This is a genomic window from Photobacterium kagoshimensis, assembly GCF_050337045.1.
GTDB lineage: Bacteria > Pseudomonadota > Gammaproteobacteria > Enterobacterales > Vibrionaceae > Photobacterium > Photobacterium kagoshimensis.
Genome location: NZ_JAKJSO010000009.1, coordinates 467317 through 489131, shown reverse-complemented (window position 1 = coordinate 489131; position 21815 = coordinate 467317). Strand labels below are relative to the sequence as shown.

Annotated in this window: 19 protein-coding genes and 1 pseudogene; 10 read left to right on the top strand and 10 right to left on the bottom strand. The window is 44.0% G+C overall.

Going from position 1 to position 21815, the window contains the following annotated elements; genetic code table 11:
* Positions 1 to 4 precede the first annotated feature (4 nt).
* Genes L4C35_RS05575 through L4C35_RS05560 form a run of 4 tightly spaced genes read left to right on the top strand, consistent with a single transcriptional unit; the run spans position 5 to position 3660 of the window.
* Positions 5 to 967: an ABC transporter permease gene (locus L4C35_RS05575; protein WP_428461931.1), complete on the top strand. Its 963-nt coding sequence runs from the start codon at positions 5 to 7 to the stop codon at positions 965 to 967.
* Complete coding sequence (gene sapC / locus L4C35_RS05570) at positions 954 to 1841, top strand: putrescine export ABC transporter permease SapC (protein ID WP_428461930.1); 888 nt, start codon at positions 954 to 956, stop codon at positions 1839 to 1841. The genes L4C35_RS05575 and sapC overlap by 14 nt, the downstream gene beginning before the upstream one ends.
* Complete coding sequence (locus tag L4C35_RS05565; RefSeq protein ID WP_428461929.1) at positions 1841 to 2839, top strand: peptide ABC transporter ATP-binding protein; 999 nt, start codon at positions 1841 to 1843, stop codon at positions 2837 to 2839. Before sapC ends, L4C35_RS05565 begins: the two co-directional genes overlap by 1 nt.
* Positions 2836 to 3660: a peptide ABC transporter ATP-binding protein gene (locus L4C35_RS05560; protein WP_428461928.1), complete on the top strand. Its 825-nt coding sequence runs from the start codon at positions 2836 to 2838 to the stop codon at positions 3658 to 3660. The genes L4C35_RS05565 and L4C35_RS05560 overlap by 4 nt, the downstream gene beginning before the upstream one ends.
* Before the next feature lie 429 nt (positions 3661 to 4089).
* On the opposite strand, the pseudogene L4C35_RS05555 reads toward L4C35_RS05560, so the two are convergent.
* The 8 genes and pseudogenes from L4C35_RS05555 to aroA form a co-directional block, all read right to left on the bottom strand.
* Positions 4090 to 4195: pseudogene (locus L4C35_RS05555) on the bottom strand (type IV pilin protein); the annotation flags it as partial.
* A 157-nt stretch (positions 4196 to 4352) separates the two neighbouring features.
* Positions 4353 to 5048 (bottom strand): orotidine-5'-phosphate decarboxylase, encoded by a 696-nt coding sequence (gene pyrF / locus L4C35_RS05550; RefSeq protein WP_428461927.1) that lies wholly within the window; start codon positions 5046 to 5048, stop codon positions 4353 to 4355.
* A 311-nt stretch (positions 5049 to 5359) separates the two neighbouring features.
* A complete protein-coding gene (gene lapB / locus L4C35_RS05545) occupies positions 5360 to 6529 on the bottom strand; it encodes a lipopolysaccharide assembly protein LapB (protein WP_428461926.1) in 1170 nt (389 codons plus the stop codon).
* A 3-nt stretch (positions 6530 to 6532) separates the two neighbouring features.
* The gene (locus L4C35_RS05540) at positions 6533 to 6817 is read right to left on the bottom strand and encodes a LapA family protein (RefSeq protein ID WP_048897053.1); all 285 of its coding nucleotides are present in this window, start codon (positions 6815 to 6817) and stop codon (positions 6533 to 6535) included.
* A gap of 320 nt (positions 6818 to 7137) precedes the next feature.
* A complete protein-coding gene (gene ihfB, locus L4C35_RS05535; RefSeq protein ID WP_048897052.1) occupies positions 7138 to 7428 on the bottom strand; it encodes an integration host factor subunit beta in 291 nt (96 codons plus the stop codon).
* A gap of 84 nt (positions 7429 to 7512) precedes the next feature.
* Entirely contained in the window at positions 7513 to 9183 is a 1671-nt protein-coding gene (gene rpsA, locus L4C35_RS05530) for a 30S ribosomal protein S1 (protein WP_048897051.1), read from the bottom strand.
* Between the two features lie 103 nt (positions 9184 to 9286).
* Complete coding sequence (gene cmk, locus L4C35_RS05525) at positions 9287 to 9967, bottom strand: (d)CMP kinase (protein ID WP_428461925.1); 681 nt, start codon at positions 9965 to 9967, stop codon at positions 9287 to 9289.
* Between the two features lie 242 nt (positions 9968 to 10209).
* A complete protein-coding gene (gene aroA / locus L4C35_RS05520) occupies positions 10210 to 11490 on the bottom strand; it encodes a 3-phosphoshikimate 1-carboxyvinyltransferase (protein ID WP_428461924.1) in 1281 nt (426 codons plus the stop codon).
* A gap of 290 nt (positions 11491 to 11780) precedes the next feature.
* Here aroA and L4C35_RS05515 point away from each other — a divergent pair, with 290 nt between their 5' ends.
* Positions 11781 to 12212: a nucleotide triphosphate diphosphatase NUDT15 gene (locus tag L4C35_RS05515; RefSeq protein WP_428461923.1), complete on the top strand. Its 432-nt coding sequence runs from the start codon at positions 11781 to 11783 to the stop codon at positions 12210 to 12212.
* A 6-nt stretch (positions 12213 to 12218) separates the two neighbouring features.
* The gene (locus L4C35_RS05510; RefSeq protein ID WP_428461922.1) at positions 12219 to 12671 is read left to right on the top strand and encodes a GNAT family N-acetyltransferase; all 453 of its coding nucleotides are present in this window, start codon (positions 12219 to 12221) and stop codon (positions 12669 to 12671) included.
* Between the two features lie 76 nt (positions 12672 to 12747).
* Here L4C35_RS05510 and serC read toward each other — a convergent pair whose 3' ends face one another.
* Complete coding sequence (serC, locus tag L4C35_RS05505; protein ID WP_428461921.1) at positions 12748 to 13830, bottom strand: 3-phosphoserine/phosphohydroxythreonine transaminase; 1083 nt, start codon at positions 13828 to 13830, stop codon at positions 12748 to 12750.
* 245 nt (positions 13831 to 14075) lie between these two features.
* Positions 14076 to 16748 carry a DNA topoisomerase (ATP-hydrolyzing) subunit A gene (gyrA, locus tag L4C35_RS05500; protein WP_428461920.1) on the bottom strand — a complete coding sequence of 891 codons (2673 nt, stop codon included), beginning with the start codon at positions 16746 to 16748 and terminating at the stop codon, positions 14076 to 14078.
* A gap of 482 nt (positions 16749 to 17230) precedes the next feature.
* Here gyrA and L4C35_RS05495 point away from each other — a divergent pair, with 482 nt between their 5' ends.
* The 4 genes from L4C35_RS05495 (at position 17231) to nrdA (ending at position 21775) form a co-directional block, all read left to right on the top strand.
* Positions 17231 to 17377 (top strand): hypothetical protein, encoded by a 147-nt coding sequence (locus L4C35_RS05495; protein WP_162845603.1) that lies wholly within the window; start codon positions 17231 to 17233, stop codon positions 17375 to 17377.
* Positions 17378 to 17528: 151 nt separating this feature from the next.
* Positions 17529 to 18239 carry a bifunctional 2-polyprenyl-6-hydroxyphenol methylase/3-demethylubiquinol 3-O-methyltransferase UbiG gene (gene ubiG, locus L4C35_RS05490; protein ID WP_428461962.1) on the top strand — a complete coding sequence of 237 codons (711 nt, stop codon included), beginning with the start codon at positions 17529 to 17531 and terminating at the stop codon, positions 18237 to 18239.
* A gap of 221 nt (positions 18240 to 18460) precedes the next feature.
* Positions 18461 to 19123 carry an HAD family hydrolase gene (locus L4C35_RS05485; protein ID WP_428461919.1) on the top strand — a complete coding sequence of 221 codons (663 nt, stop codon included), beginning with the start codon at positions 18461 to 18463 and terminating at the stop codon, positions 19121 to 19123.
* Between the two features lie 384 nt (positions 19124 to 19507).
* Entirely contained in the window at positions 19508 to 21775 is a 2268-nt protein-coding gene (gene nrdA, locus L4C35_RS05480; protein ID WP_428461918.1) for a class 1a ribonucleoside-diphosphate reductase subunit alpha, read from the top strand.
* Positions 21776 to 21815 lie beyond the last annotated feature (40 nt).

Genomic DNA, 21815 nt, shown 5'->3' with positions numbered 1-21815 from the left:
TAGCATGTTTATTTATACAATCCGCCGGCTTAATCTTTTCATTATTACGCTTGCGATATTAACCATGATCGGGTTCAGTATTCTGCGCCTTGACCAAACATCACTATGGAGTAACCAACCCTTCTGGAGTGGTTGGCTCATCTATGTAGAAAATCTACTCGCGGGTAACTTAGGGCTAGACCACGATGGTTCGCCAATTTTGCAGCAAGTCTTGACTGTTTTCCCTGCTACCTTGGAGCTGTGTTTCTTTGCATTTGGCCTATCGCTTATTATCGGCATCCCCTTAGGCACACTCGCGGGTGTACGCCAAGGTAGACCCGTGGATACCATCATTTCATCGCTGGCATTAGTGGGCTACTCTATTCCGCTTTTTTGGCTGGCAATGCTGCTGATTTTACTGTTTTCACTTAACTTAGGTTGGTTACCTGTTGCAGGGCGCCATAGCTTGTTATACGAAATTCAGCATGTCACAGGCTTTGCAATTGTTGACGTATTATTGTCTGAAAAGCCCTACCGCGGTGAAGCCTTAATCGATGTTATTCGTCACCTCATTTTGCCAACATTAGTGCTCGCAATGGCGCCAACCACGGAAGTCATCCGCTTAACACGCGCTTCGGTTACTGAGGTTATGACGCAAAACTACATCAAAGTGGCGCACACCAAAGGGTTATCCACTTTCGAAATCATTATTCGCCATGTGCGGAAAAATGCAATTCCACCGATCATTCCAAAGCTCGGCATGCAGTTTTCTACCATGATGACTTTCGCGATGCTGACAGAATCTATCTTCAACTGGCCGGGTATTGGCCGTTGGTTATTAGACGCAATTTCAGATCAAAACTATGTTGCTATTCAAGCTGGTGTAATTACGGTGGCAAGTTTCATACTTATTGCCAACATATTCTCTGACTTAGCGGGCGCAGCAATAAACCCCCTAGTACGGAAGGAATGGTATGCCATCAGATAACATTTATCAGGAACAGAAAATCCCAACTCAGTGGGAGCGTTCACGCCAAGACTTTCGCAGTAATTCTTTAGCGATGTTTGGCTTATGGTGCTTAAGCCTCACCTTAATACTTACTTTAAGTGCACACTGGCTCGCCCCTTACCTACCTCACCTTCAAGTTGGTGAGTTATTAATGCCCCCATCGTGGGATCAATCTGGCCATGTTGAATTTTTCTTTGGTACCGATGATTTAGGTCGCGATATTCTCAGCCGCTTACTGATTGGCTCGCAGCTTACGTTTGGCTATGCGCTATTAGTGGCTTTTGCCTCTAGCGTGATAGGTATCATTATTGGCGTACTCGCGGGGATGACTCGAGGCTTAAAATCAAGCATTCTTAACCATATTCTAGATACTGTTCTTTCCATCCCTTCTCTATTATTGGCCATTATTGTGGTTGCTTATATGGGGCCGGGGGAAAACAATATTTTACTAGCCATTTGGCTTGCGTTGATACCTCGCTTTATTCGCGCCATTTACACCGCAGTACACAATGAAGTCGAAAAAGACTACATCATTGCAGCCCGTCTTGACGGTGCCAATAATTTTTATTTGCTGTATCACTCGATTTTACCGAACATTTTAACCACGATTACCACGGAAATAACACGCGCTATCTCTATCGCAATTTTAGATATCGCCGCCTTAGGTTTCCTTGGTTTAGGGGCACAAGCACCTTCATCTGAATGGGGAGCAATGCTTGGTGACTCAGTGGAGCTGATATACATAGCGCCTTGGACAGTAACGCTGCCAGGCCTTGCCATTATGTTCAGTGTACTCATTGTAAACTTAGTTGGTGAAGGACTCCGCCAAGCCTTAAATGCGGGGATAGACTAATGCCATTACTGGATATACGTAACTTAACGATTGAGATCGATACACCTCAAGGTATGGTGAAAGCCGTCGATCGTATGAGCCTAACCCTTAATGAGGGGGAAATTAGAGGGCTCGTGGGTGAATCAGGATCAGGTAAAAGCTTGGTTGCCAAAGCGATTGCAGGTGTCAGTAAAGATAACTGGCGCATCAGTGCTGATCGTTTACGCCTTGGCAATATTGATCTACTGGCACTCACCCCTCGTGAGCGCAGGAAAATTGTTGGCCGTGAAATCGCGATGATTTTCCAAGAGCCGTCATCGTGCTTAGATCCATCAGAGCCTGTGGGCGAGCAGCTAGAAGAAGCGATCCCATCGTCATCGTTTAACGGCAAATGGTGGCAACGTTTTGGTTGGCGTCAAAAACAAGCGATTGCACTACTGCACAAGGTCGGTATTAAAGAGCATAAACGGGTAATGAATAGCTACCCGTACGAGCTAACAGATGGTGAGTGTCAAAAGGTTATGATTGCAATGGCGATTGCTAACCGCCCTCGTTTGTTGATTGCCGATGAGCCGACCAATGATCTTGACCCAATTACTCAAGCGCAAATATTCCGTTTATTGAGTCGAATGAATCAGTTAAGCAATACGACTATTCTATTAGTAAGCCATGATTTAACACTGGTAACACAGTGGGCAGACCGAATTACGGTGATGTATTGCGGCCAATCTGTCGAATCAGGCAGCCGTAAGCAATTAATTGAATCCCCACATCATCCGTATACCGAAGCATTACTGCGGGCAATGCCAGATTTCAGTAAAGATATTCCGCACAAGAGTAAACTTGAAACCTTGGCGGGCTCGATTCCACCGCTGCAACATTTGCCGATTGGTTGCCGACTTGGCCCTCGCTGTCCACATGCACAGCGCAAATGTGTCGAAGTGCCCAAACGCAGAAAGATTAAAAACCATAAGTTTAGCTGCCACTTCCCGCTAAACATGGAGGACGGTAACAAATGAGTGCTTTGTTAGAAGTTGAGAACTTAAAAAAAGATTATCACTACCGTTCAGGGTTATTCCGCCGCCGTACGATTGAAGCGGTAAAACCGATTTCATTTTCGTTAGAAGCAGGCGAAACCATGGCGTTCATGGGTGAAAATGGCTCAGGAAAATCCACACTCGCTAAAATGCTAGCGGGTGTTGTTGAACCAACGGAAGGGATTATTCGTGTAAACGGTGATCCGCTCTCACCTAACGATTTTCAGACGCGCTGTAAATTGATCCGAATGATATTCCAAGATCCGAACACCTCGCTTAACCCGCGTATTCAGATCGGCAAGATCCTTGAAGGTCCATTAAAGCGAAATACCAATATGACGCCACAAGCCCGTGAACGCCGTATTATGGAAACATTAAAGCGCGTCGGCTTATTACCCGAGCATGCATACTTCTACCCTCAAATGCTTGCTACAGGGCAGAAACAGCGTGTATCTCTTGCTCGCGCCTTGATTCTTCAGCCTTGCATTATTGTGGCGGATGAGGCCTTGAATGGTTTAGATATGTCGATGCGTTCGCAGATCATTAATCTATTATTTGAACTGCAAGAAGAGATGGGACTGTCATACATTTATGTATCGCAGCATATGGGCGTGATTAAGCACTTTACCGACAAAGTTATGGTAATGCATGAAGGTGAGGTTGTGGAATCAGGCAAGACTGCGGAAGTGTTTAGTAACCCTCAACACCCATTAACACAAAAGTTATTAGACAGTCACTTTGCAGCCCCTTCTCACGACCGTAGCACTCGTATCAGCGGCGCAACACCCAAGATTTGCTGCTAAATTAGGTTACGTAATGGGCTGTTAATTAGCAGCCCGTATCCACCATTTCCAACCTGTAGTTACCGATTGAATTTGCATTGGGCGGCAAGTACATCACATAACAGTTCTGCCTTTTATTAGTAAAATTTCTCGGCATGATGTAAAGCCCATCCTTATTCGGACTGGGGTTATGCCACATCCACTCATATTTGCTGGCATCTTGATACGGTACTTCCCCAAACTCGCCGACTAACAGCTCAGCCCATACTGCTCGGTATTGTGATTTAGGATAACCATATACCACTTCGATTGAGCGACCATTCATGGCCACAGCGCCAGATGGTGACTGATCAAGCCCACTGATTATCGATTTTGCGTAAACTTGTTCAGATGCTGACGCCATTGCAGCTTTCATCCCTGCCAATGTCGCTTTGCGGGCATCGTGCTGTAAGTCGATAAAACGCGGTGCTGCCGTAACCGCTAAGATCCCGAGAATAACAATAACAATGACTAGCTCAATCAAGGTGAACCCTCGAATATCACTACTTTTAATCATGTTTACCAGTCACTTATATCGCTAAAAAGAATGTCGATATTTTGACACACACCATAGATAAGCTACAAATATAAATTCTGATTATTGTTAATCAAACACAAAAAAAACGGCCCACATTGCTGTGAGCCGTTATCTTGAATTTAGCCAACAAAACTGATTACGCTAGCGATGCATTAATCTCAGCAAGTACTGCCGCAGGATCGACAGCTTTAGTGATAGGACGACCAATCACAAGATAATCAGACCCCGCCTGTACGGCTTCTACTGGTGTCATCACACGGCGCTGATCACCCGCAGCACTGCCGGCAGGACGAATACCTGGGGTAATTAGCTTAAACTCTTGCCCTAAGTTTGCTTTTAACATTGATGCTTCTTGTGCAGAGCAAACAACACCATCTAAACCGCTGTTCTTCGTTAAGCTAGCAAGGTTTAGAACATGCTCTTGTGGCTCACGTTGGATGCCAATCCCCGCAAGGTCCGAGGCCTCCATACTTGTCAGTACAGTCACAGCAATCAATAACGGGCGATCTTTTCCATAAGGCTCTAGAATTTCGCGCGATGCGGCCATCATGCGTTCACCACCGCTGGCGTGAACATTTACCATCCACACTCCCATATCAGCAGCAGCAGCCACTGCGCGCGAGCATGTATTTGGGATATCATGGAATTTTAAGTCCAGAAATACAGAATGACCCCGATCATGCAGTTTACGCACAAAGTCAGGGCCAAAATAAGTAAACATCTCTTTACCAACTTTCAGTCGGCAGCTTCCCGGTTCAATACGGTCAACAAAAGCTAACGCATCATCTTGATTTGGGTAGTCGAGAGCGACAATCACTTTTGGGTCTAACATTGTATCTCCTGCTTTATCTATAAATCAGTCACGTACAGTTTCCTGTCTGCGGCAGAATTGTACATGAAAATTGCATTTTTTCGAGCGTTAATTACATTTACACCCACAGATAGGCAAAACAGCCACTATTCATCACTAGCCAATCGTTTGTTACAGTAAGATTAATTTTACCGCCTCATAAAACTCATAAAAATACTGAATATCGATTTAAAACTAAAAATAACCTGTTAAATCTTATGTTTTACCCACAAAAAAGCCCACTCATTTTAAAAGTGGGCTCTAAGCTCTAAAATATCAACAATGTAAACCTGCTATTCACCATCTAAACCGCGAATAGGCTTAACCGTTCCCCAGCTTTTACACGATGGACACTGCCAATAAAGTGAATGGGTAGCAAAACCACAGTTTCGGCAGCGGAAGTTCGGTTTAAGTTTCAGTTGTTCACCCACTAATTTACGCAACGAGGTTAGGCTATCTTTAGCCCGTCCCTCTTCAGCTTCATCCAGATGGTAGTCCATCAGTTGGTAGAAGCCCTTCATCGTTGGGTTTTTAGTTAACTGTCGCGTCATAAAAGCTTGCGCTAACGCAGCACCTTCATGTTTAAATATTTCATCAGCCAGCATCAGTTCCGCTGTTGCGCCTGCTTTATGCTCCACTGAGTTTTGTAGATACTTGAGCCAAGCAGCTTCGTTACCAATTGCTTCATAGCATTGCAATAACAAAGGTAAACCTTCGCTAATAAATTCAATATCTTGCTCTGCGATACGCTCTAGCTGCTTTGCTGCTGATTTATATTCTTTTTCAGAAATCAAAATACGTGCAGTCGCTATGGTTGCCCTGACACAATTTTTATCAGCCGATAGTGCTTTCTTTAAGTGTTGCTTTGCTTTGTCTGGATTTTGGGCACCTAACTCCAGCATCGACAATTCACACCAATAATGTGCAATATCGTGCTTTAACTTCGTTTTGCCTATTTTTACCAGTTGCGTCGCCATCTCTATCGCATTTTCCCATTCACGGGTCTGCTGATAAATAGAGAGGAGCTGTTGGAGTGCCGCTTTACGATGATCGGGTTCATCAAGCAGTTGCTGAAATATTTTCTCTGCTCGATCGAGGAAACCAGCAGCCATGTAGTCTTTTGCTAACTGTTGTAACGCCAGATTACGTTGATCGATTGTTAGGTTTGGGCGAGCGATGAGGTTTTGGTGAATACGAATTGCGCGATCGACTTCACCTCGGCTTCGGAAAAGGTTACCAAGTGCAAGGTGGGTATCAATTGTTTCACTGTCAACTTGAAGCAGCTCAATAAATACATCTACTGCTTTATCTGATTGATCAGAGAGCAATAGGTTCAGACCTGTCACGTATTGACGTGACATGTGATGAGACTGTTCCTGTCGTTCATTTTGTGCGTTCCTGTTACCCATATACCAGCCATAGGCAGCAGCAATAGGGAGTAACAGGAACAACAGCTCAAGCATTGATTAGTCCTTCGCTGGCGCGGCGCGAAGCTGCTCCAACTCTTTTTGTTGCTTAGCCACTTTTTTGGTTAGTAGATTTTTTGAAACACGCGCTTTCAAATATAGAAGGCCACAGATCAACCAACCAATAGCAAAACCACCACCGAATGCGATGCCTAATAATGTTGATAACTGGAACTCACCTTGCGCGACAAGGTAGTTAAAATTCACCAGCTCTTGGTTTTGTGCCCCAAGTGCTAAGGTGATCAGAAAGCAGACTATGAGTAGCAGAATGCCAATTATTTTCATCGTGAATCCTCTCACTTAATCCATCAAAGTTCGATTATATCAAACAGAACATTCTGTGATTATGCAGTAACTCGCAACCAAAATCATTAAGTAACGACATAATTCCGCACGTTCTATGAACACTTAGCTCTCAATATTGATATATTCATAAGAATAAATATTTTCTGCTTAATAAATAGTAACTTAACTCATTACCATCTTGCAGAATCACGGTACAGAATCAATATTCTAAGGTGTCTTCTTTCCACTGGCAATACAACTCAAATTTTAGGCATAAAAAAACGGCATACAATGTATGCCGTTTTTTGTCAGAACCGTGGTTAACCTGCCAGAGACAAATTAACACGATCGCGTAATTCTTTACCTGGCTTGAAGTGAGGAACGAACTTGCCGTCCAACTCAACTTTATCACCAGTTTTAGGGTTGCGACCTACACGGGGAGCACGGTAATGCAACGAGAAGCTACCAAAGCCGCGGATCTCAATGCGATCGCCCTCTTCGAGGGTATTCGCCATGTGCTCAAGGATATCCTTGATTGCATCTTCTACCTGTTTGGCAGAAAGATGTGTTTGTTGACTACATAGCCTTTCAATTAATTCAGACTTTGTCATAAACACTCCGGTTTTTAGTATGTTTCTCAATAGTATAACCGTTTAGGGAGAAAATGCTAAAACGCTTTTTCTCCCTAAGCTCAATTATTCGCCTTTAGCAGCTTTGAAAGCGTCAGCCATAGCGTTACCGAACGAAGCATCATCTTGCTTGTTCAGAGTAGCCATTGCTTCTTGCTCTTCAGCAACGTCTTTAGCGCGTACAGATAGGTTGATTACGCGGTTCTTACGGTCAACGCCTGTGAATTTAGCTTCAACAGAATCGCCAACAGAAAGAACTAGAGTTGCGTCTTCAACACGGTCAACAGATGCTTCAGAAGCACGTAGGTAACCTTCAACACCTTCAATTAGCTCAACTGTTGCGCCTTTCGCGTCAACTGCAGTAACAGTACCGGTAACTAGAGCACCTTTCTTGTTAACTGCAACGTAGCCGTTGAATGGGTCTTCTTCGATTTGCTTAACGCCTAGAGAGATACGCTCACGCTCTGCGTCAACTGCAAGAACTACTGCAGAGATTTCGTCGCCTTTCTTGAAGTCACGAACTGCGTCTTCACCAGAAACATTCCAAGAAATGTCAGATAGGTGAACTAGACCGTCGATGCCGCCTTCAAGACCGATGAAGATACCGAAATCAGTGATAGACTTGATCTTACCAGTTACTTTATCGCCCTTAGCTTGCATTTCTGCAAATGACTGCCATGGGTTAGCTTTACACTGCTTAAGACCTAGGCTGATACGACGACGTTCTTCGTCGATATCAAGAACCATAACTTCAACTTCGTCGCCCACGTTAACAACTTTTGATGGGTGGATGTTTTTGTTAGTCCAATCCATCTCAGAAACGTGTACAAGACCTTCAACGCCTTCTTCGATTTCAACGAAGCAGCCGTAGTCAGTTAGGTTAGTTACGCGGCCAGATAGCTTAGTGCTTTCTGGGTAACGCTTAGCGATTGCAACCCATGGATCTTCGCCAAGTTGCTTAAGACCTAGTGATACGCGAGTACGCTCACGGTCGAACTTAAGAACTTTAACGTTGATTTCGTCACCAACATTAACGATTTCACTTGGGTGCTTAACGCGTTTCCAAGCCATATCAGTAATGTGTAGAAGACCGTCAACACCACCAAGATCAACGAATGCACCGTAGTCAGTAAGGTTCTTAACGATACCTTTAACTTCCATGCCTTCTTGTAGAGATGCAAGTAGCTCGTCACGCTCAACGCTGTTTTCAGATTCGATAACTGCGCGGCGAGAAACAACAACGTTGTTGCGCTTCTGATCAAGCTTGATTACTTTGAACTCTAGCTCTTTGTTTTCAAGGTGAGCAGTGTCACGGATTGGACGTACGTCTACTAGTGAACCTGGTAGGAACGCACGGATGCCGTTAAGTTCAACTGTGAAGCCGCCCTTAACTTTACCGTTGATGATACCAACAACAGTTTCAGCTTCTTCGTAAGCTTTTTCAAGCTGGATCCAAGCTTCGTGACGCTTAGCTTTCTCACGAGAAAGTTTAGTCTCACCGAAACCATCTTCGATCGCGTCAAGAGCAACATCTACTTGTGCGCCGATTTCGATTTCAAGTTCGCCAGCAGCGTTCTTGAATTCTTCAGCTGGGATAGATGACTCTGACTTAAGGCCAGCATCAACAAGAACGTAACCGTTCTCGATAGCTACTACAGTACCTTTAACGATCGCGCCTGGGCGTGTTTCGATTTCGTTTAGAGACTCTTCAAAGAGTAAAGCAAAAGATTCAGTCATTATTTAATCTTCAATTTGATAAACAACCATGGGTATCCTACCGCATGGGGTTGATATAAAAGTCAGTTATCTTCCTTGACACCGACGCCGCCTTGCTGAGTATTCAACAAGACAATTTTTGTTCAATATAAGCGAGGGCTTGTGCTGTCACTTGCTCTATTGAAAGTTCAGTAGAGTCTAGCACTAAAGCATCATCAGCGGGACGCAGAGGAGCAACCGCACGGTTACGATCTCTATAATCGCGTTCTTGAATCTCGCTTAAAAGGGTGACAAAGTTAACATCTATGCCTTTATTTTGCAACTGATTCATACGGCGATTAGCACGTTCTTCCGCACTCGCATCTAGGAAGATTTTCACTTCCGCTTGTGGAAAAACAACCGTGCCCATATCGCGGCCATCAGCCACTAAACCAGGCGCTTCACTAAACGCACGTTGACGGCGTAGTAAGGCTTCACGAACACGAGGAAGTGCCGCAATTTTAGATGCTGCGTTCGCCACATCTTGAGTACGCAATGTAGGCGATACATCTTCGCCTTCTAAGATCACTTTCACCAAGTCACCTTCAGCAACAAACTGCACATCTAAATGCGCCGCCAGTACCACTAGCGCTTCTTCTGATTCAAGATCAACACCGTGATGAAGCGCTGCAAGTGCTAATACACGGTAGATAGCGCCAGAATCTAAAAGATTCCAACCTAACTTGTCAGCTAAAAGCATACATAGTGTGCCTTTACCTGCACCGCTGGGGCCATCAACCGTGATTACAGGTGAATGTGTAGACATAGAGTATCTCCGAATATTTTCACAATCGTAATATTAATCGCTTAATTTTGCATAGCAAAAAATGCAGCAACAACAAAGTTAAGCCATCAATCAAACGGGCGCAGATTATACGTGATTTTTTTGAAAAGGGGCAGAAGAAAACGGCCGCATCGAATAGGAAAAAATTAGCTGAAGAAAAAACACCCACATCTGGTGATATGGGTGTAATTCTTGATTATTTTCTTATATTTATAAGCGGCTGATTATCGGCTGAGTCCTTCAAGCTTCTCAAAGTAATCTGGGAATGTTTTTGATGTGCACTTCGGATCATTAATGGTCACCGGTGTATCGCTTAATGCAACTAATGAAAAGCACATTGCCATACGGTGGTCATCATAGGTGTCAATAGCGGCATGAAGTAGCTGCTTAGGCGGCGTAATTGTAATGTAATCATGCCCTTCTTCGACTTCCGCGCCGACTTTACGTAACTCTGTCGCCATTGCCGCTAATCGGTCTGTTTCTTTCACTCGCCAATTATAGACATTGCGAATTGAGGTTGTACCGTCGGCAAATAGTGCGGCAGTCGCAATCGTCATTGCTGCATCTGGAATATGGTTAAAATCAAGGTCGACCGCTTTTAACTCACCGCGACGAGCAATAACATAGTCATCACCCCACTCGATTTCAGCCCCCATTTTGGCCAACGCATCAGCAAATTGAACATCACCTTGAATACTTTTTTTGCCAATACCCGTAACCTTAACAGCGCCTCCCTTAATAGCGGCAGCGGCTAGAAAATAAGAGGCTGAAGACGCATCCCCTTCAACTAAAAAATCACCAGGCGCTTGATAGATCTGTCCCGCAGGCACAACAAACTCTTGATAATTACGGTTTTCAACTATCACACCAAATTGCGCCATAATGTGCAGCGTAATATCAATATAAGGTTTAGATACCAAATCCCCCTTAATACGAATAACGGTGTCTTGCGTTGCCATTGGTGCCGCCATTAAGAATGCGGTCAAAAACTGGCTAGAAATAGAACCATCAATTTCAACGTCACCACCATTAAGGCCTGTGCCTTTAATCGCGAGCGGTGGGTAGTGTTCATTTTCTAGGTAAGTGACTTCTGCTCCCGCAGTACGCAGGGCATCGACTAAATGTCCAATTGGGCGCTCTTTCATGCGCGGTTCACCCGTTAAGACAAACTCACCGCTACCGAGGCACAATGCGGCTGCCAGTGGGCGCATCGCCGTGCCGGCATTACCAAGATATAACTCTAGTGCTTTTTCTGGTTGGAAAGCATGACCTAAACCATTTACTACACACTCAGTTTTATCAGCAGAGAGTTCGAATTGGACCCCTAATTGCTTGAGTGCATTTAGCATATGACGAATATCATCGCTATCCAGTAAGTTGGTTAGGCGTGTTTGTCCCTGTGCTAACGCCGCCAATAACAAGGCACGGTTCGAAACACTCTTTGAGCCCGGTAAATTTACTACACCATCAATCTGTTTAATTGGCTGTAACGTTAAACTTTCCATTTATTTATGCGTCTTCCTAAATTTTAGCGTTCCAGCAGATTAGCGAATTATGTTGTGAGATGCCAGCACCAATGCATCACCTAACTAGTACAAACTTAGCCACTACGTATTAATTCACCATAGTCCCCTTGTTTAACCCTACCCGTTCAAGCCTATGATTAAAGAGATGAAGACAATCATGCACTTTATCTTGGAGTCTTATCACTGATTGTTAACAAATTAGATTGGCAGTTCAGTGACTTCATTGTATATATAGGTTCAGAATAGATTTTTGGAGTTAAAAGCTTAATATGGCGGCAGAAAACCCTAAAGTGGGCATCGGCGTTATTCTGGTAAATGAACAAGGGCAAGTACTGATCGGTAAGCGCAAAAATAGTCACTCACCGTATTACTCAATTCCTGGTGGTCACCTAGAAATTGGTGAAACCTTCGAACAATGTGCTGTGCGTGAAATGCTTGAAGAAACTGGGGTCCAGATCCTTAACCCACAAGTTATTGCCGTCACGAATAACCTAAAGACATATCAAGAGTCTGGCCTGCATTACATCAGTATTGCCCTGTTAGCGACTGAATATACAGGCACTCCACAATTGAAAGAGCCTGAAAAATGCGATGGTTGGCTATGGGTTGATCCTAAAATGCTCCCGCAGCCTCACTTCGATGCCAGCGAGCAGTCTATCGCCTGTTATTTAGATAATATTGTTTATCTTAGTGCGTCCTAATTCCCCATGACATCGCCTCCCCCTTTTACTGTTCGCACAGCTTATGATGACGATTATGAGTTTCTGTTTGAGCTAAAAAAGCAAACCGAATTTGAGCCAATAAAAAACGTGTTTGGCTGGGATGAAACAGTGCAACGTCGTATTCATGCTGAAGAATGGTTGGAAGAGCGTCCTTTGATCATAGAATCTAATGGCAAAGCGATTGGCAGTTACCTGGTACAAGACCAAGGCGATAAGCTGTATTTTTGTCGCTTCTTTATTTTACCGTCTCATCAAGGGCTCGGCATTGGCTCTCAAATCCTGAACCTGGCGATTAAACAGGCCCAGCACCAACAACTGCCCTTAACCTTAAGTTACTTACAAAGCAACCGTGTTGGTGCGCTTTACCAGCGTATGGGGTTTGTTCAAACAGGGGAAGATAAGCAGTTTGTCTATATGTGTTATCAACATAAAAACTAACCACCCTGCTATATTGCGCACATAAAAAAGCAGCCACATTCAGCTGCTTTCTTTTGAACTATTAAGACAAACTCAATTATGCATTTGCTTGCTCAAAGGCTGTCATAAAATCAACTAACGCCTGTACACCTTCTATTGGCATCGCGTTATAAATAGATGCACGCATCCCCCCGACTGCACGGTGTCCTTTTAAAGCAACCAAACCAGCCGCATCCGCTTGCTGTAAAAATAGCGCATCAAGATCTGGGTTCTTCAGTTGGAAAGGCACATTCATTAATGAACGGTTATCGGCGTGAACCTCGTTGCGGTAGAAATCAGAGCTATCAATAAAGTCATACAGCACTTTAGCTTTGGCTTCGTTGCGCAGTTGCATCTCCGCCACACCACCAATGCTTTTGAGCCACTTGAAGACTTCACCGGCTAAATACCAAGCAAATGTCGGTGGTGTATTAAACATTGATTCTTTATCCACCAGCACCGAGTAATCTAAAATGCTTGGGAGAATACCTTTTGCTTTACCCAGTAAATCATCACGTACAATCACTAAGGTTAAGCCTGCTGGACCGATATTTTTTTGTGCGCCAGCGTAAATCACACCGTACTTAGACACATCAATCTCGCGAGACAAAATGGTCGAAGACATATCTGCAACAATCGGCTTATCGGTTTCAGGCAAGTCACGAATTTCAATCCCATCGATAGTCTCATTCGGACAGAAATGCACAAATGCCGCGTCTTCAGATAACGGCCACTCAGAGGCAGGTAAAATTGCTTTCTTACCATCGCGCACACAGGTGATATCAACATTATTTGGTGAACAGTATTTCTTTGCTTCCGCGACAGCACTGTGGGCCCAGTAGCCGCCATCCATGTAATCTGCTGATTTGGCATCACCCAATAAATTCATTGGTACAGCAGCAAACTGACCACGCGCACCACCATGGCAAAATAGCACATGGTAGTTAGCAGGAATTGACAATAAATCGCGTAGATCTTTTTCCGACTGCTCCGCTACCGCAAGAAACTCTTTGCTGCGGTGGCTAATCTCCATCACAGACGTGCCTAAACCATTCCAATTGATGAGTTCTTCCTGAACCTTTTTTAACACTTCGGCTGGGATCATCGCTGGGCCAGCGCAAAAGTTATAGACGTTTTCCATGATGAAAAGTGTGCTCCTGCTATACAAATTGAGACATAGTTTTATCCATCACACTCACTCATTGCTGAATGTGATTACGATCAATCTCTTCGTTTTACACCTTTGTCGCAGCGCTGAAAAGCCTTTCCCAACCTATTTATTAAAAAAAATGACGATAAGCCTTTCATCTTATAGCCAATTTTATTCAGGCATAAAAAAACGCAACCCGTAGGCTGCGCTTTTATCAGTGATTCAATCTAACAAGATTACTCTTCGTCAGTTGATTCATCTTGCTCTGAATCAGATTCAGGTTGTTGTGGCTGTTCAGCATCAGACGCTTGGCCTTCTACTGCTTCACCTTCAACCACGCTTGCTTCACCGTCAATGATGTCGTCATCATTCAGTAACACTTCTTCAGGCTCATCGATACGTTGTAGACCAACAACAAGCTCATCTTCCGCAGTTCGGATCAGCGTAACACCTTGAGTATTACGGCCTACACGACTCACTTCAGATACACGCGTACGAACCAGAGTACCACCGTTGGTGATCATCATAAATTCGTCACCGTCTTCAGCTTGAACGGCACCAACAACTTTACCATTACGCTCAGAGACTTTAATCGATACAACACCTTGTGTTGCACGGCTCTTCGCTGGGTATTCTTCCAATGCAGTACGCTTACCGTAACCATTTTCAGTTACTGTTAATACGTCACCTTCATTGTGCGGTACGATTAGCGAGACAACTTTGTCGCCTTCCGTTAGTTTCATACCACGAACACCCGCAGCTGTACGGCCCATACCACGCACTTGTTCTTCAGAGAAGCGAACCACTTTACCCGCTTCAGAGAACAGCATGATTTGGTCTGTGCTGTTGGTAACATCAACACCAATCAATGAATCACCGTCACGTAGGTTCACCGCAATGATACCTGCGCTACGAGGGCGACTAAAGTCAGTTAATGGCGTTTTCTTAACGGTACCATCTGCTGTTGCCATGAATACAAACTTATCAGCTTCGTATTCTTTAACCGGCAAGATAGCAGTAATACGTTCACCTTCTTCTAGTGGAAGAATGTTAACAATTGGCTTACCACGTGCAGTACGGCTCGCTAACGGTAACTGGTAAACTTTCAGCCAGTACATACGACCACGGCTTGAGAAACACAGAATCGTATCGTGAGTGTTGGCCACTAGCAGACGCTCGATGAAATCTTCATCTTTCATGCGCGTTGCCGCTTTACCTTTACCACCACGACGTTGCGCTTCGTAATCACTTAGCACTTGGTACTTAACGTAACCTTCGTGAGACAGTGTTACAACAACATCTTCTTGCGTGATTAAATCTTCAAGATCGATATCGTGGCTTGCTGCTGTGATTTCAGTGCGACGCTCATCGTTGAACTGTTCTTTCACTGCAAATAGTTCTTCACGAATAACTTCCATTAGACGCTCAGAGCTACCCAGAATAAGCAGTAGTTCTTCGATGATATCTAGAAGACCTTTGTATTCATCAAGGATCTTCTCGTGCTCAAGGCCCGTCAAACGGTGTAGACGAAGCTCAAGGATTGCTTGTGCTTGCTGTTCAGTTAAGAAGTACTGTCCACCGTGAATACCGTATTGAGGCGCTAACCATTCAGGACGAGCAGCATCGCTGCCAGCGCGCTCAAGCATGGTAGACACATCACCAAGCTGCCAAGGACGCGCCAATAGGCCTTCACGAGCAACTTGTGGTGTCGGTGCTTTTTTGATCAATTCGATGATTTCATCGATGTTAACCAATGCAATTGCTAAACCTTCAAGAAGGTGTGCACGCTCACGTGCTTTACGCAATTCAAAGATAGTACGGCGTGTCACCACTTCACGGCGGTGATTCACGAAGCACTTCAGCATTTCTTTTAGGTTAAACAACTTAGGTTGACCATGGTCTAGTGCAACCATGTTAATACCAAATGTTGTTTGAAGCTGAGTTTGTGAGTACAGGTTATTCAGGATAACTTCGCCCACAGCATCGCGCTTACATTCAATAACAATACGCATACCGTCTTTATCAGACTCATCACGTAGTGCACTGATGCCTTCAACCTTCTTATCTTTAACCAGCTCAGCGACCTTCTCGATCAGACGGGCTTTGTTAACTTGATAAGGGATTTCCGTAACAATAATGGTTTCTTTACCATTTTTGTCAGCTTCGATTTCAGCTTTGGCACGCATGTAAACTTTACCGCGGCCGGTATGGTACGCATCGATAATGCCCTTACGGCCATTAATCAGTGCTGCTGTTGGGAAATCTGGACCTGGGATGTAATCCATTAGCTGATCGATAGTGATGTCTTCATTATCGATGTAAGCAAGACAACCATTGATCACTTCACCCAGGTTATGCGGTGGGATGTTTGTTGCCATACCCACGGCAATACCCGACGAACCATTTACCAGTAAGTTTGGCACTCTGGTAGGAAGAACGGCTGGGATTTGCTCTGTACCATCATAGTTAGGTACATAATCAACAGTTTCTTTATCTAGATCGGCCAACAATTCGTGGGCAATTTTTGCCATACGAATTTCGGTGTAACGCATTGCCGCTGCGGAGTCACCATCAACGGAACCGAAGTTACCTTGACCGTCGACTAACATGTATCGCAGTGAGAATGGTTGCGCCATACGTACGATAGTGTCGTATACAGCACTGTCACCATGTGGGTGATATTTACCGATTACGTCACCTACCACACGGGCAGATTTTTTATATGCTTTATTCCAGTCATTGCCTAGCACATTCATCGCGAATAATACGCGACGGTGCACAGGCTTTAGGCCATCACGCACATCCGGAAGAGCACGACCAACGATAACTGACATCGCATAGTCGAGGTATGAGCCTTTCAGCTCCTCTTCAATGTTTACGGGCGTGATCTCTTTTGCAAGATCGCTCATTGAGCCAATATCCCTCAGGTAATTTCTGTCGTATTTTTATACGTGCAAGGTGCGAGAATATAGCATATTTCCGTAAAAATAGGCACACCTTTCACACTTTATGTTGTGAGTAATTGATGGGTTTGCTCAAAAAACGAAAGTAAATATCCGTCTATTCGTTAGCAAACCATCACTTCAACGTGAAAACACATACTTATATCAACTACTGCATAAAAATATAAAAGAAAGTGCTACCAATTGTAAAACTTAGATCCGCGCGCTTTTTATACAAAAACATTCACCTCTCACTTCTTTATTAAACAAAAATAAGATCGCAGTCACTACCAAAAAAATTAAGCCCAGTAGAATCAATCAGGCAATACCAAACAAGGTGAATATCCAGCATGATTGGTCATGGCTATTTGGTAGCTATCCTTTGGTATACAACCTTCGGTAATGCGTGCTCCACGTAATGTTCACGTTAATAATTGAGTGAGGTTGTTATGTTGGGATCTGCAATTAATACCATTGGGCTTTGCATCATTGGCGGTAAATACATTCTTATGCTCATTCTTGCCGCAATGACTGCATTTTCAGGTTCAATTAACCCTGAAGCGTTTTCATTTGTCATGACTGAAATATCACAGTAGTCATACAGATTGCCTTCGTTATTAATCGGGAAGCCAAATTGTGACTTTCCCGATTCCCTCTCCTTCAACCTATCAAGCGCTATCTAACTATTTCATGTCACAGCTAATTAGCTATAATGCCGACACCGATTATGGACAAATGGCACGAAGCATGACCAAACCGTTAAATGTCGATCCGGCAGAAATCAGTAAATTTGAAGATATAGCCTCACGTTGGTGGGATCTCGAGGGGGAATTCAAACCTCTTCATGAAATTAATCCACTGCGCTTAAATTACGTAATTGATCACACTGATGGTTTGTTTGGTAAGAAAGTGCTCGATGTTGGCTGTGGCGGCGGTATCTTAGCTGAAAGTATGGCTGTCGAAGGTGGTGATGTAACAGGTCTTGATATGGGCAAAGAGCCATTAACTGTCGCTCGCCTACATGCCCTAGAGACGGGTACTAAAGTTGAATATGTTCAGTCTACTGCGGAAGAGCATGCCGACCAAAACCCAGAAGCTTACGACGTCGTTACCTGTATGGAAATGCTAGAGCATGTTCCTGATCCGGCCTCTGTTATTGCAGCATGTGCAAAAATGGTGAAGCCTGGCGGCCATGTGTTCTTCTCAACACTCAACCGCAACGCTAAATCCTATTTATTTGCGATTGTAGGTGCTGAGCAGTTACTTAAAGTTGTACCAAAAGGCACACATGACCATAGCAAATTCATTCGCCCGTCAGAAATGATGGCAATGATAGATAAAACGCCACTGCAAGATCGCCATATTATCGGCCTTCACTACAACCCACTAACCAACAATTACTGGTTAGGCAATAATGTCGATGTGAACTACATCGTGCATACAGTGAAACCGCTGTAATTTTCGCTCGATGAGATCCTAATCTGATCACTTTATCATTGCTAAAGTGATCAGATACTTACTCCGATTATTATAAAGCTAGCTATTCTTATTAAAGCGACGCTGCCTATTCACTTACGCCTTTCATGTTTATCAGCGTTGATTCGCCTCCCTTAGCGCCTTACTTTTTCTATTACGCGAATAAGGGTGAGTAGCTGATTTACTTTGATAAGGATATTGCCATGCCTCAACCTATTGCAGGTGTACTGTTCGACCTTGATGGCACATTGCTAGATACCGCACCAGACATGGCACTTGCTGCCAATAAAGTCTTAGCAAATCACGGCATTCCACCTTTACGCGAACATCAAATTCAAGCCAACACCAGTTTTGGTGCTAAAGGGCTGTTAGAAGCCGGATTTGATGGCATTCCTGACCACCTTGATTTTCTTTCACTCCGTCAGGAATTTCTCGACTACTACCAACAAAACATTTGCATCAACACCCGTTTTTATCACGGTATCGAAAACCTTCTTTATAGCTTGGAACATCATGAAATCCCTTGGGGTATCATGACCAATAAACCTGGTTTTTTAACCGATCTATTATTGCCCTTCTTCCCATTACTCCTTAAAGCCAAAGCCATTGTGTGTGGTGATACCTTAGCCAACGCAAAACCTCACCCCGAACCATTGCTCTACGCCAGTGAATTGATTGCGATCCCTCATACTCAGTGTGCTTATATTGGTGATATAGAAAAAGATATGATTGCCGCCAATGCCGCAAACATGCAGGGTTACGTTGCCAGCTGGGGATATATTGGCGCGCATCATTCACCTGAACAATGGAATGCAATGGGCGTGCTTCCAGCGCCACAAGACATACTCACTTTATTGCTTAAATAAATATCAGCAAAATAGCCACTTTTTGAGCGTCTTTTATGCCTAATCGACAAGGTTTTATTGACTGAAAAATCAAGCAAAAAAAAATATTTTTTTCAAAAAAACTCACTCAAGATCTGTTGCAATTTTCTTTAATACTAATGTATCTGCCCGAGTGAGTTAGTGGGCACTAACTTTTTTTAACGCATCCCCAAGTTATCCACAGATGGTCAATTTTTGTCAACTTGCAAAATGCCGTCATCAACACTATCTTGTAACGCATCAAGCTCAACACCCCAATATGTAGTGTTTTTATGCAAACACATAATCGTTACAAGGATCACATTCTTTAGTAACGAATTACTCATAATTGCAAAAAACACGGGGTTCAACGGAATACTGCCAAAAATGAATCAACAGCTAACGGTTACTAAGCGTGATGGTCGCAAAGAGACTATCGAACTGGACAAACTTCACCGAGTGATTACTTGGGCTGCAGAAGGGTTAGAAAACGTTTCTGTATCGCAGGTAGAATTGAAATCACACATCCAGTTCTACGATGGCATCAAAACGGAAGATATCCACGAAACCATCATCAAATCAGCGGCTGACCTCATTTCGGAAGAAACGCCAGATTACCAATACCTGGCGGCACGCCTTGCGATTTTCCACCTTCGTAAGAAAGCATACGGTAAATTCGAGCCACCAGCACTTTTTGATCACGTCACTAACCTAGTAGAAAAAGGTAAGTACGACCAACATTTGCTCGAAGATTACACTGCTGAAGAATTTGCAGTGATGGATGGCTTTATCGATCACTGGCGCGATATGAACTTCTCATACGCAGCGGTTAAGCAACTTGAAGGTAAATACCTGGTTCAAAACCGTGTAAGCGGTGAGATCTTTGAAAGTGCGCAGTTCCTATATATCCTGATTGCTGCGTGCCTATTTGCTAAGTATCCAAAAGAAACGCGTCTTGATTACATCAAACGTTTCTACGATGCGGCATCACAATTTAAGATTTCACTACCAACACCTATCATGTCAGGTGTACGTACCCCTACTCGCCAGTTCAGCTCTTGTGTACTGATCGAGTGTGACGACAGCCTTGATTCAATCAACGCAACCTCAAGCGCAATCGTACGTTACGTATCACAGCGTGCTGGTATTGGTATTAATGCGGGCCGTATCCGTGCGCTAGGTTCGGAAATCCGTGGTGGTGAAGCTTTCCACACAGGTTGTATTCCGTTCTACAAATACTTCCAAACCGCCGTTAAGTGTTGTTCACAAGGTGGTGTACGTGGCGGTGCTGCGACACTGTTCTACCCTATGTGGCATGGCGAAGTAGAATCACTACTGGTACTGAAAAACAACCGTGGTGTTGAAGAGAACCGTGTTCGTCACATGGATTACGGCGTACAAATCAACAAATTAATGTACACCCGTTTGATCAAGGGCGAGAACATTTCTCTATTCTCTCCTTCTGATGTGCCAGGACTGTATGATGCATTCTTTGCTGATCAGCCTGAATTCGAACGCCTATATGTGAAATACGAGCAAGACAGCAGCATCAAGCGCACAACGGTAAAAGCGATTGACCTGTTCTCACTGCTAATGCAAGAGCGTGCTTCAACAGGCCGTATCTACATCCAAAACGTTGACCACTGTAATACGCACAGCCCGTTTGATCCTGCGGTAGCTCCAATTCGTCAATCTAACCTATGTCTTGAAATTGCCCTGCCAACCAAGCCATTGAACAACGTTGAAGACGAAAACGGTGAGATTGCTTTATGTACGCTGTCGGCGTTTAACTTAGGTGCGATTGAATCTCTTGATGATCTCGAAGAGCTAGCCGAACTGACTGTTCGTGCCCTTGACGCCCTATTGGATTACCAAGACTACCCACTACCAGCAGCACGCCGTTCAACCATGAACCGTCGTACGCTAGGTGTTGGCGTGATTAACTTTGCTTACTACCTTGCGAAAAATGGTGTTCGCTACTCTGACGGCAGCGCAAACAACCTAACGCATGAAGCATTTGAAGCGATTCAATACTACCTATTGAAAGCATCGCTTGGCTTAGCAAAAGAACAAGGCGCATGTCCTTCATTCAATGAAACGACTTACGCACAAGGCATTCTACCTATCGATACTTATAAAAAAGATATCGATAAGATCTGTGATGCAGAACTGAAATACGATTGGGAAACACTGCGTGAAGAAATCAAAACGCATGGTCTACGTAACTCAACGTTATCAGCACTAATGCCTTCTGAAACATCTTCACAAATTTCGAATGCAACCAACGGCATTGAACCACCACGTGGCTTCGTATCGGTAAAAGCATCGAAAGACGGAATCTTGAAGCAAGTTGTTCCTGAATACAGTAAGTACAAAGATAACTACGAACTACTGTGGAACATCGGTAGCAATGATGGCTACTTACAACTTGTTGGTATTATGCAGAAATTCATCGATCAGGCGATTTCAGCAAACACCAACTACGACCCTAGCAAGCAAGCTGGCGGTAAAGTGCCAATGAAACTCTTGCTAAAAGACCTGCTTAACGCGTATAAACTCGGCGTGAAAACGCTTTACTACCATAATACGCGTGATGGTGCTTCAGACGCTCAAGGCGATGTAGGTGCAGATGACTGCACAAGTTGTAAAATTTAAAGAATTGAATGGGAGCTTCGGCTCCCTTTAATGTCGAGGA